The following is a 10,759-nucleotide window of genomic DNA, read 5'->3' as shown; positions in this document are numbered from 1 at the left end:
GTCCCGGCGGGCCTCGACCGCCAACCGGGTCGCACGCTCACGCAGCTCATCGTTGTACTTCTTCGGTGCGGGCATCGCTGGTGTTCCTCCCAGGTTTCGATGTCTCCATCAAACCCGGTGCGGGACACCGACTACGGCGTCACCGTCGTCTCCAAGAACCTGGACGATTTCCTGAACAGGCTGCTGGCCGCCGTGGCTGCCTTCGCCGTCAACGGCAGCATCACCGACCTTTGAGTGTGGGGTTGGCTTGAGTCAACGGTCGATGGCAGCCATGCCGCGTCACCGCGCCGGGTGCATGTCGGTGCAGGGCGCACTGGCGTCGAGCGATCAGGGCCCTGGTTGCTAGAAGCCTTTGTGGAGTGTGTCAGGCGGACTCAGGTCGAGCGGGCTGGGGCCGGTCATTACGCCACCCTCTACGGGCAGGGTGTGTCCGGTGATCCATGCGGCATCGTCAGAGCCGAGGAAGGCGACCGCTGCGGCGATGTCCGCTGGCTCGCCGATGCGACCGAGCGGGTACATCGGCTTGAGCTTCTCCAGCGCGTCCGGCTGGGAGTCCCAATTCGGTGTCCGGACGGTGCCGGGGGCGACCACGTTGAAGCGCACGCCAAGCGGACCGTACCGGGCGGCGTAGTTCTGCGACATCGCGATCTGGCCGGCTTTCGCCGCGGCGTACTCCACGTTGCCGAAGGCCGCGATGCCGTTCACCGAGCTGATCGTGACTACATTGCCGCGAGTCCGCACCAGGTGTGGGATGGCCGCCTGAATGCAGCGGGCGGCGCTGACGAGGGTGAAGTCGAGCTGGCGGTGCCAGTCCTCGGCTGAGGTGTCCTCGGGCATCGAGTTGACGATGCAGCCGCCCGCGTTGTTCACCACCAGGTCGAGCCGGCCGAACCGCTCGACCGCCGCGGCGACTGCGGCATCGATGTCGGCGCGTGCGGTGACATCGACCTTGACGCCGAGCGCGTGCTCCGCGCCGATCTCCTCGGCAAGCGCTGCGGCGGAGTCCTCCCGTAGGTCCGTGACGACCACCGCGCCGCCCTCGGCGGCGATCCGGCGTACGACGGCCCGCCCGATGCCCTGCGCCGCCGCCGTGACGAGTGCGACCTTGCCCTCGAATCGCCGCATCACCACTCCTCCAGAGTTTTGCCGCCATTCTGCACGAGCTGTTCCGGGCCGTGATTTGTTCGGCTTGCGTCTCCTGCCGCCGGAGATCGGTGCGTTCCTGGTCGAGCCGCCCCGGAACGTCAGGCATCTCGCCTTCGACCGCCGTCTGGGCGGTTAACCGGACGCTCAGCCGAGGCATCTCGCCGCTGATCGAATCGGCATCCGGTTGAATAGCGGTGTGCAGGTAAGCAGAGACGGGCGGAGCTGGCGCATCGGTACCGCCGCTGACGTGGATTGGATCGCTGGTCACACCACTGCCGGCGTCTCGATAACCACTGCCATTCCCCACATCTTCGACGCCTACGCCACCACGTACCAGGCCGACGACGGCACCGCCGCCTACGAGCACGCCCTGGTCGAGGAGCTCAGCAGGCACACCACTGGGCAACCATGGTGGCTGGCTTACCTCGACACCGGCGCCCACGACGTCGTCTTCCCGCACGCACCGAGGGTGTCGCTCTACTGGGACTGGCCGTACGTGCTGGTCGAGGCCGGCCCCGAGCAAGCCCTCACCTGGCGTACCGGTGGTCACATGCGTGACGCGTACGGTGCCCTTCCCGACTTGTTCTTTCCCGCCGACCGATCCTGGCTGGTCTCGGCCCTCTGGGACGACACCTGGACCTGCGTCGGCGGCCCGGAACCACTGATCCACACCCTCGAACGGAATCCTCTGGTCAACGCCCGCCAGGTTCGACCTGACGAGGATGCGCTGCCACCGGGGCTGACCCGCGATTGACGGCCAACGCCGAAGCCGCCGATGGCCAGGGCGAAGCCGATGGTCTTGAGGACCCGGCTCCTGCTACACAGGGCGCATGGGGATGGACATTCATGATCAGTACGAGCGGGATGCCGACCAGCATCTGGCCACCTACGGGCTGCATGTCGCCCCCGACCAGGTCCCGATCGTTCGGGATGTGCTCATGCGTGAGACCCGGCGCGAGGCGGACACGTACGCGGGACGGGGCACCATCCCGGGCAATACGCAGCTGATGCGGATCTGCGCCGTCCAGCTCTGGCATGCCGGCGCCGTCGAGGACGTGTTGCTGGTTCATCGTGCCCGCCGTAGCAGCATGGACGCGACCGGCGCCGTCGATGCGGAACTCATGTTGGGGGCGGGCGTGGCCAGGACGAAGGCGTATCTCGCGACCCTGGCCACCGATGAGGCCCGACAGATCCTCGAGGAGATCGCATGGGTGGAGGATTCGTACGCCGCCGATCGGTACGCGGCATTCCTCGACACGTACTACCGAACGGCATGAACCGGCCACCCCGGCGCTGCGCCGCCCGAGATCGCCTCGCACGCGGCGGCTGCCGCTAATTGCCGTAGGTGATACTCCATCCCTTGCCGTCGAAGATGGCCTTCGCGCTGGTCATCCCGTCGGGGTACGACACCTGGGCCGGTTGGGTGAGTTCGGAGACATCCATCACCTCGCTGCTCGCGAAGCTTCCGAAGGCGACCCAGTAGGTGGGTTTGGGGTCGAACTCGACCCCGGCGTTCGTCAGCGTCGGCACGACGAACGTGCCGGCTCCCGACATGCCGATGCCCACACTTCCCTGGTCTTCGTTGCCCGGACCGGGGACGGTTCCGTCCTCCTTGATTATCAGGCTTCCATTCTTTCCAGAGGAACTGGTCGGCCCGAATTCGAAACCGCCGTCGACGTAGGAGAGGGTGACCAGGTTGTTCTGGGTCAGGTCCGCCGTAAGGATCTGACCTGCCACGAACTGTGTTCCGGGGACGAGTGTTCCGACCTGTCCCCAGACGAAGTTGTAGTCGATGCTCCAGTCGTATTCGATGGTTGTCGACGGGTGGCACATCTTCGACATCCAGGCGAGCGTGACCGCGTCACTTGGAAGCACGGGGTTCTCCTGGAAGAGGATGGCATTCATGCCGTCCAGGGCGGAGGCGTTCGAAATCGTGATGCTGTAGTCGACGGCGTCCTTCTTTGGCTGGCTGTCGAGGTTTGGTGCCCCGCGCGATGCCGCCCTTGCCTGGTCGGCGAGGCTTGTGCCGAATAGCGCCGCGCCCACGCCTGCGCCCAGCGCGGCAAGCCCACCTCGTCGACTGATTCTGATCTCTCTCATCGCTTCTCCTTGCTCGCGCAATGCCCCTGCCGGCACCCCGCGAATAGGAGCGGTGGCGCCAAGGTTTCGAATAAAGGGATCTTCATTTCGATCAATAAAATCTAAGAGCGTCAATATCTTAGGTGTGAGCTCCGTACGAATGCAAGAGCCCTTTGTGGCGCGGTTCAACTCCCGCTCGGCGCAACTTGCCGCGGCCAGATTGGCCGGTTTACGCGGTATGCAGCGGAAGGTTCCCAGTGGTGCTGTGTCAAGTCGGATCGGTGCCGCTCGGCTGATCCCCCCCCCGGATGCAACGAAAACGCCCGCCGGTTCCGTTCTACCTCCGTACCGGTAGTCCTTCGAAGGGTGTCAGATGCGCTTGAAACGACCTCTGATCGTGGTGATGACGTTGGCCGCCACACTGGTCACGGCCGCTCCGGCCGCCGCCATCAGCGGCGGCGAACGGGTCGCGGCAGGTGAGTTCCCGTGGATGGTCCGGCTCCTGCCGGTGGGTTGCGGCGGAACTCTCATTCACCCGCAACTGGTGCTCACCGCCCAGCACTGCGTCGATGAGCAGCCCGGCGACAGCTTCACCGTCGTCTCCGGCACCGTCGACCTCGGGTCCCCACACCGGACGGCCACCAGATCCACCGCCCACATCGGCGGAGCCGAGTGGTGGAACGGCGCGGACTGGGCGGTGGTGAAGCTGGAGCAGCCGCTCGACCTGCCCGTCCTCCGGTTTGCCAGCGAGCCTCGACAGCTGCGAACGTTTACCGTGACCGGCTGGGGCACGAAGAAGTTCGGCGGCCCCCAGGAACGTTTTCTCCACAAGGTGAAGCTGCCGTTCCTGCCGGACGACGAGTGCTTCGACGACCCCTGGTGGGATGAGCATCCCGAGTACCCGAGGTCGACGATCTGCGGAAAGTCGGTGGACCAGAAGAGTCACTGCCCCGGCGACTCCGGTGGACCAGCCCTGCACCGGCTTCCCAACGGCACCTGGGAGCAGGTCGGCATCGTGAGCGCCGGCTCGGACTGTGACTGGGACGTCGGCGAGGAGCCGACCCCCAACTACACCGACGTCGCCTACTTCAGCGAGAGCATCAAGCGCGCCGCCGACCAACTGCTCTCACGCGCCGGCTGATCCTCGGCCGCCGGCCATGATCCGCGCGGGACCTACCATGGTCTCGATGACTATTCCCGAACGACGACCCGACGACGTCCCGACCGACGAGGCCCGGGTCGGCGAAGCCCTGCGTCTGCTCTCCGGCGTGCCGATCGAACTCGACGTCGCGGTCAAGCGGCTCAGCCGGGGCAGCGGGGTCTACGCCTGGTGGGCGGCTCCCTCGATCCTTCCCCACCTCCCCGGGCCGCCGAACGACAGCATCCCGTCGCTACGGCTGCTGTACGTCGGACGGGCGACCAGCCTGCGGGGCCGGATCCTGCGCAACCATCTGCGGCGTTCGGGCAGTTCGACCCTGCGGCGTACCCTGGCCGGGCTGCTGGTGTCCGAGGGATACCGGACGACCTGGACCGACCGGGTCGTCCTGGTCGGCGAGGATGAGGCGCGGCTGACCAGGTGGATGCACACGCACCTGCGCTTGACCTGGGCCCAGGACGCGGAACCGGCGACCATCGAGACCGAACTTGTCCGGCGTCTGCACCCGCCGCTCAACGTGCACGGCGTCGACCCCGAGCATGTCCAGGCGGCCGTGGTCGCCGCCAAGAAATCGTACGACGCCAGCAGCCGCCCCAGCGATTCTCCGCGAACGCCGTAACTGTCACTGCGGGTGGCTGGCCGTCAACGTCCGAGGGGACGGTAGCGGAGGTGTACGACGCCGTTTCCGAAGCGGCGCTCGTCGAGGAGCTCAAGGTCGGTGCGTACGCCGGTCGGCAGTCCTGGCTTGCCCCCGCCGACGACAACGGGCCAGATGAGCAGCTGGCACTCGTCGACCAGCCCGGCCTTGAAAGCCTGTGCCGCGAGGTCGGCGCCGCCAATGGTGAGATCGCTGCCGGCTGTCGCCTTCAGGTGGCGTATCGCGGCGGGGTCGAATTGGCGTTCGAGTCGGGTGTCGGCGGTTGACACCGTAGCGAGGGTCGTGGAGTAGACGACCTTGCTCGCCGTCTGCCAGACGTTGGCGAAGTCCGCCATGAGCTCGGACTGGGCGGCCAGACCGGGATCGGTTTCCCAGACCGCCATCGATTCGTACAACCGTCGTCCGTAGAGGAAGGTGCCGACCGAGCGGACCAGGTTCGTGGTGAACACGAATACCTCGTCGTCGGGTGGGCACCAGGCGAAGACGCCGCGCTCGTCCTCGATGTAGCCGTCAAGCGACATGTTGGTCACGTAGATCAGCTTGGCCATGCTCGTGCCTTTCGATGATCAGTCCCACGGGCCTGGAGACTCGTCAACGTGGCGTCCAGCTTGGTGAACGCCTGGCGCCAACCCTCCTGGCTGGGGTGTGTCAGGTGCTCGGGCAGCCACTGGCGGATCTCCAGCCGGGTCCGCCCGCCGGTTTCGTCGTGGAACTCGACCCGCAGTCTCGTCTCGAACGGCCCGATGCCCTCCGGCAGCCGGCCACTGACGTGCATGACGCCTGCCAGCAGTTCGCCGTCGGCGACGTCGGTGAGGTCGACCTGGATGCGTACGCGAACGCCGGGGTCGGCGGCATTGACCTCCGTCCACCGTTGGTAGCCGCCGGGACGTACGTCGAACTCGATCTCGTCGCGGGGCAGGGAGTTGTCGGTCGGGCCCCACCACGCCGCCAGGTGGTCGGGGTCGGTGAAGGCCCGGTAGACAAGCGCTCGTGGCGCGTCGAACACGCGAGAGATGACGAGCTGCGGAGTTTCGATGTTCATTCCCGCTTCCTGGTGTCGTCGGTCATCTGGTCCGACGCCCGTTCGGTGGCCTGCATCGCGGCGAGGTGGGCATCGAGGCGGGTGAGGGATGAGTCCCAGAACCGCCGGTAGCGCTCGATCCAGTCGGCCGCCTCGCGCAGTGGGGCAGCCTCCAGGTGGCTCGCGCGCCACTTGCCCGACCGTGACCGCGAGATGAGCGCGGCGCGTTCGAGCACCTTCAGGTGCCGTGACACCGCAGGCATCGAGATGGACAGCGGAGCGGTGAGCTCGGTGACGGTGGCGTCGCCTTCGGCCAGCTCGGCGAGGATTGCCCGTCGAGTCGGGTCGGCGAGCGCCGAGAACACCGCGCTGAGCTGGTCGGTGCCAGCCACTGAAGCCCCCTTCACTTAACTAACATGTTAAGCGTATGGAGGCGTGAGTGATGTTGTCAACGGGATGCGCTCACCCCGGCTGGCGCCGCCCGCTCTGCCCGTCGACACCGACGGGACCGGGCGGCACCGGTTCACCTCGCCGGCAGCCACTCCGGTAACCGCATCATCGGCGTACGCTGCGCTGCCTGAGTCGGGTGCGGCCGCCGTTCTGCTGACCGCGAAGTGGCCTGACACGGGACCGGGCCGCCAACAATGCTTACCTGATGAGTGCACCGGACCTCGTCGTCGCGCAGGCGCTGCTGACGAAGCTCTACGCCGCCTTCAACGAACGGGACATTCCCACCCTGCTGGCTGCCATGACGCCTGATGTCTCCTGGCCCAATGGTTGGGAAGGAGGCCACGTCCACGGCCATGACCAGGTGAGCGCCTACTGGCGTCGACAGTGGGAGCAACTGGAGCCCTTCGTCACGCCCACCGCGTTCACCGTGGAGGCTGATGGCCGCGTCGCCGTCACCGTGCATCAGGTGGTCCACGACAAGAGCGGCGCGCAACTCGCCGACCACACCGTCACGCACGTGTACCACCTCGACCACGGATCGGTGGCGGAGATGGAGATCCGGGAGTGACGCGAGGTCGCTCCGCCGCCGCTGTCAGGGTGTGATGGTGGCCAGTGCCTAATTCGTTGCCGCGTCTTCGCCGAGTTCGGCCAGCGGCGCCAGGTGCCCCATCGCTCCTGCTTGGTAGCGGTTGGCGGCATCCCTGATCTGCGTCGCGTCGTTCATGATGAAGGGGCCGGCGGTCACCACCGGGTCGCGGATCTCCGCGCCGCTGAGGATGAGCAGGTGCGCGCTCTGCCGGGGCGCGATCGTGAGCCGGGCGCCACCGTCACCGCCACCGACGCCCAGTGCGTGGCTGGCGTCGACCTGCCGGGTCAGGCTGCCGGCCTGGACGTCGACCGTCCCGGCGAGGACGTACACGACCGCGTTGTGGGCTTGCGGAAGGTCGAAAATGATCTCGTTTCGTAGCCGGGCGTCGAGCATGGTGAACGGCTCGGTGGGCATCAGCGGCGACGACACACCCTCGAACGAGCCGACGACCACCCGCACCCGGTCGTCGCCGTCCGGGCCGTGCCATTGGGGAACCTCGTGACCCTGCAGGCTTCGGACCTGGGGCGGGGCCGACTTGTTCCGGGCGCTGAGGTTGACGAAGAGTTGGAGTCCGTGCAGCTCGCGACCACGCACGGCGGGGACCTCCTCGTGTACGACGCCGCTACCGGCGTCGGTCCACACGATCCCGCCGGGACCGACGGTGATGTCGTCGCCGGAGGAGGCGCGGCTTCGTACCTCGCCCGGGGAGTCCTCGAACACGTAGGTCACGGCCGCGAAGCCGGCATGCGGATGTGGTGAGAAGGGGAGTCCGCCGACGCGGAAGTCGTCGAGGACGGCCAGCGGCGAGGCCGCTATGCCCAACTTCTCCAGGTCGATGAAGTGCAGTGCGGTGAAGCCGGGCAGTTGGCGTGCTTCTGCGGCCACAACCGGCGAGAAGGTGATCGACATGGTGATGGCTCCGATCGCGCGTGGGTGCCAGCGGTGGTGTTGGCCGCCGCAGAATGGCAGCCGACACCAGGACGGGAAAAGTGATCAGGCCGCGACGCGCAACGGCGCCAAGGCGGTGCTCCAGGCCACGACCTGGTCCAGCAGGGTGTGCAGCGCGCCGGTGCTGTACTCGCCGGGCTTGAAGACCGAGAAGTTCTCGAACTCGGTCACCAGGGAGAGCGTCACCTGCTGACGCACATCGGCCATCATCAGCTCGCCGGCGATCAGGCGCAGGTGTTCGGCGGCCCGCGCGCCGCCGGCGCCGCCGTAGGACACGAACCCGACCGCCTTGTTGTTCCATTCGGCGAAGAGGTAGTCGATCGCGTTCTTGAGCACTCCCGAGGTGCTGTGGTTGTACTCCGGGGTCACGATGATGAAGCCGTCGAATGAGCCGATCTTGGCTGCCCACTGCTTGGTGTGTTCGTGCTGGTACTGCCCGAAGGACGCCGACACCGGCTCGTCCAGGTGCGGCAGCGGGTAGTCCCGGAGGTCGACCAGCTCGAACTCGGCGTCCGCCCGTCGGGATGCGATGTCGTACACCCACTTGGCGACCTGCTCGCCGTTGCGGTTCGGACGGGTGCTGCCCAGGATGATCCCGATCTTGGTCATGTCCATCCCCTTGCTTCACGGGTTCGGTAGGAAGGATCGGCGCCGCGGCGGGCCACCGATGTTGTTATGTCAACAAAGCTACGTCGGGCTAGCGTGACACGTCAACAAAAGGGGCCCGCTGTGGGTGGGGTCACCCAGGCCGGCCTGCGCGTAGAGGCTTCTCGTGATGCGTCAACAAAGCCTAGGCTGCAGGGGTGACCCCACGATGGCTGAATGACCGGGAGGACCGGGCCTGGCGAGGTTTCCAAGCCATGCGAGCCGAACTCACCGCCCACCTCGCCCGGCAACTCGCCCGCCAGAGCGGTCTCACCGAGGCCGAGTACGCGATCCTCGCCACCGTCTCCGAGGCTCCGGACCGACGGCTACGCGCACGGGATCTGTGCAAGCTGCTCGGTTGGGAACGTAGCCGACTTTCGCACCAGATCGCTCGAATGGAACGTCGCGGTACCGTACGGCGGGCCGCCAGCGCGGGCGACGCGCGGGGATTCGACATCGTCCTCACCGCCACCGGTCTCGCCGCCATCGACGCCGCGGCACCGCAGCACGTGGCCGCCGTACGACACTGCTTCGCCGATCTCCTCACGCCCGCTCAGCTCGACGCTCTCGGGGACATCGCCGAGATCATCACCGGCCACCTCGACAGCGAGCACGACACCTCTGCCTGCGGCGGATAGAACGACCGCACGCGTGCACGCGAAGGCACCACCGGTAATCGGTCACAGGTGGTGGTTAGCCTGCCGGCATGGGGAGTGGTGAACTGGATGAGCTGGTCGTCGCGGACGCCGAGGCGCTGCGTGTGTGGTTGTCGGATCATCACGCCACATCGCCTGGTGTCTGGCTCGCCCTGACCAGGAAGGGCGGCACCGTCACCACGCTCACCTGGCAGCAGGCGGTCGACGAGGCGCTCTGCTTCGGCTGGATCGACGGGCAGGCCCGGAAGCGGGATCAGGAGACCTCCTGGATCCGGTTCACCCCGCGCCGACCGCGCAGTTCCTGGTCGCAACGGAACGTCGCGAACGTGGCCCGGCTGGAGGTGCAGGGGCGGATGCAGCCCGCGGGTCGCGCCGCGGTGGAGGCCGCGAAGGCGGACGGGCGGTGGGCGGCGGCCTACGCCCCGCCCTCGGCGGCCGAGGGGCCGCCTGACCTGCTCGCCGCCATCGCCGCCGATCCCGCCGCCCAGGCCATGTTCGACGTGCTCACCAAGGCCAACCGGTTCGCCCTCATCCACCGCGTCAACGCGGTGAAACGGGCGCAGACCCGGGAGCGGAAGATCAGCGAGTTCGTCGCCATGCTGGCCCGGCAGGAGACGATCTACCCGCAGAAGGCCAAGCCGCCGCACTCGCCGTGACCCGGGTTGTTGGCGGCGGTTGACGCCCGCGGGAAACGCACACTGCAACAAACCTGCACATCTCCACGCTTGCTTTGTCGGCAAGCGCTTTCCTAGCCTGGTGTTACATCGATGTTTCGCTCTACGTCCGGGCTGTTGACACGAACCACTCTGCGGTGTCGAGCTGTGCAGGAGACGCCTCGCACCGTGCTCACTCCCGAGGAGACAGACAGTGAGAATCTCAGTGCGACACAGGCTGCTCGCCGGCGGCACCGCCGTGGCCGCCGCGGCCGCCGTGGCCGCGGCGATGCCGGTGTCCCAGGCATCGGGCGCGGCTGACGGGTTCGCCGCCGCGTCGGTGAGCGTCAACGCGACGAACCTCAGTCTCGGGGCCGACGCCGACGGCTCCAGCAAGGCCAGCGGCACCAGCTACGGCAACGTGATCGACGGCGACCTGGCCAGCTACTGGTCGCCGTCCGGGTCGACCGGCCGGATCTCGGTCAAGTGGGGCTCCGCCACCACTGTGGCCTCGGTGCACATCCGGGAGGCAGCCGGCGCGGTGGGGGCCGTCGGCTCCTGGCGACTGGTGAACAACGACACCGGCGCCACCCTGGCCAGCGGCACCCGGGCCGGAGTCATCAACTTCCCCGCCACCTCACTCAAGAAGATCAACTTCGAGATCACCAGCGCGACCGGCACGCCGAGGATCGCCGAGTTCGAGACGTACGCCTCAGGTGCGACGCCCGGACCCACCACCCCGCCGCCGACGACCGGGC

General features: G+C 67.3%; 15 protein-coding genes and 1 pseudogene. 9 read left to right on the top strand and 7 right to left on the bottom strand.

The genetic code is table 11. The features are described from left to right. Positions 1–234 (top strand): hypothetical protein (locus tag C1I93_RS32055; protein WP_220039597.1); only part of this gene is annotated, 234 nt, incomplete at its 5' end. Between the two features lie 108 nt (positions 235–342). Here the strand turns inward: C1I93_RS32055 and C1I93_RS23700 are convergent. Continuing rightward, positions 343–1,125 carry an SDR family NAD(P)-dependent oxidoreductase gene (locus C1I93_RS23700; protein WP_111245501.1) on the bottom strand — a complete coding sequence of 261 codons (783 nt, stop codon included), beginning with the start codon at positions 1,123–1,125 and terminating at the stop codon, positions 343–345. Positions 1,126–1,393: 268 nt separating this feature from the next. On the opposite strand from C1I93_RS23700, the gene C1I93_RS31745 reads away from it, so the two are divergent. Beyond that, the gene (locus C1I93_RS31745) at positions 1,394–1,900 is read left to right on the top strand and encodes a hypothetical protein (protein ID WP_223256727.1); all 507 of its coding nucleotides are present in this window, start codon (positions 1,394–1,396) and stop codon (positions 1,898–1,900) included. 76 nt (positions 1,901–1,976) lie between these two features. Next, a complete protein-coding gene (locus C1I93_RS23690) occupies positions 1,977–2,423 on the top strand; it encodes a hypothetical protein (protein WP_111245497.1) in 447 nt (148 codons plus the stop codon). 55 nt (positions 2,424–2,478) lie between these two features. On the opposite strand, the gene C1I93_RS23685 is transcribed toward C1I93_RS23690, so the two are convergent. Continuing rightward, complete coding sequence (locus C1I93_RS23685; protein WP_212808698.1) at positions 2,479–3,246, bottom strand: RhiA family protein; 768 nt, start codon at positions 3,244–3,246, stop codon at positions 2,479–2,481. Positions 3,247–3,604: 358 nt separating this feature from the next. On the opposite strand from C1I93_RS23685, the gene C1I93_RS23680 reads away from it, so the two are divergent. Continuing rightward, the gene (locus C1I93_RS23680; protein WP_181445298.1) at positions 3,605–4,366 is read left to right on the top strand and encodes a S1 family peptidase; all 762 of its coding nucleotides are present in this window, start codon (positions 3,605–3,607) and stop codon (positions 4,364–4,366) included. A gap of 46 nt (positions 4,367–4,412) precedes the next feature. Continuing rightward, a complete protein-coding gene (locus tag C1I93_RS23675; protein WP_223256726.1) occupies positions 4,413–5,000 on the top strand; it encodes a GIY-YIG nuclease family protein in 588 nt (195 codons plus the stop codon). A 23-nt stretch (positions 5,001–5,023) separates the two neighbouring features. On the opposite strand, the gene C1I93_RS23670 is transcribed toward C1I93_RS23675, so the two are convergent. The 3 genes from C1I93_RS23670 to C1I93_RS23660 are packed head-to-tail and all read right to left on the bottom strand — an operon-like array spanning position 5,024 to position 6,452. Then, on the bottom strand, positions 5,024–5,587 hold the full coding sequence (locus C1I93_RS23670) for a dihydrofolate reductase family protein (protein ID WP_111245494.1): 564 nt from the start codon (positions 5,585–5,587) through the stop codon (positions 5,024–5,026). Next, on the bottom strand, positions 5,575–6,081 hold the full coding sequence (locus C1I93_RS23665; protein WP_111245493.1) for an SRPBCC family protein: 507 nt from the start codon (positions 6,079–6,081) through the stop codon (positions 5,575–5,577). Before C1I93_RS23665 ends, C1I93_RS23670 begins: the two co-directional genes overlap by 13 nt. Then, complete coding sequence (locus C1I93_RS23660) at positions 6,078–6,452, bottom strand: ArsR/SmtB family transcription factor (protein WP_111245492.1); 375 nt, start codon at positions 6,450–6,452, stop codon at positions 6,078–6,080. The genes C1I93_RS23665 and C1I93_RS23660 overlap by 4 nt, the downstream gene beginning before the upstream one ends. Positions 6,453–6,715: 263 nt before the next feature. On the opposite strand from C1I93_RS23660, the gene C1I93_RS23655 reads away from it, so the two are divergent. Beyond that, the gene (locus C1I93_RS23655) at positions 6,716–7,078 is read left to right on the top strand and encodes a nuclear transport factor 2 family protein (protein WP_111245491.1); all 363 of its coding nucleotides are present in this window, start codon (positions 6,716–6,718) and stop codon (positions 7,076–7,078) included. Between the two features lie 48 nt (positions 7,079–7,126). On the opposite strand, the gene C1I93_RS23650 is transcribed toward C1I93_RS23655, so the two are convergent. Both C1I93_RS23650 and C1I93_RS23645 read right to left on the bottom strand, forming a co-directional pair. Then, positions 7,127–8,008 (bottom strand): pirin family protein, encoded by an 882-nt coding sequence (locus tag C1I93_RS23650; protein ID WP_111245490.1) that lies wholly within the window; start codon positions 8,006–8,008, stop codon positions 7,127–7,129. A gap of 84 nt (positions 8,009–8,092) precedes the next feature. Beyond that, positions 8,093–8,656: an NADPH-dependent FMN reductase gene (locus C1I93_RS23645; protein WP_111245498.1), complete on the bottom strand. Its 564-nt coding sequence runs from the start codon at positions 8,654–8,656 to the stop codon at positions 8,093–8,095. Between the two features lie 194 nt (positions 8,657–8,850). Here C1I93_RS23645 and C1I93_RS23640 point away from each other — a divergent pair, with 194 nt between their 5' ends. From C1I93_RS23640 to C1I93_RS23630, 3 genes and pseudogenes are all read left to right on the top strand, one after another. Continuing rightward, positions 8,851–9,330 carry a MarR family winged helix-turn-helix transcriptional regulator gene (locus C1I93_RS23640; protein ID WP_223256725.1) on the top strand — a complete coding sequence of 160 codons (480 nt, stop codon included), beginning with the start codon at positions 8,851–8,853 and terminating at the stop codon, positions 9,328–9,330. 68 nt (positions 9,331–9,398) lie between these two features. Next, a complete protein-coding gene (locus tag C1I93_RS23635) occupies positions 9,399–10,004 on the top strand; it encodes a YdeI/OmpD-associated family protein (RefSeq protein ID WP_111245488.1) in 606 nt (201 codons plus the stop codon). Positions 10,005–10,215: 211 nt separating this feature from the next. Then, positions 10,216–10,759 (top strand): annotated as a pseudogene (locus C1I93_RS23630) (pectate lyase); the annotation flags it as partial.

Origin of the sequence: Micromonospora endophytica (genome assembly GCF_003236305.1) — a bacterium.
Taxonomy (GTDB): Bacteria; Actinomycetota; Actinomycetes; order Mycobacteriales; family Micromonosporaceae; genus Micromonospora; species Micromonospora endophytica.
Note: the sequence above shows the minus strand (reverse complement) of the source record. Positions and strands in the feature narration are given on the sequence as shown.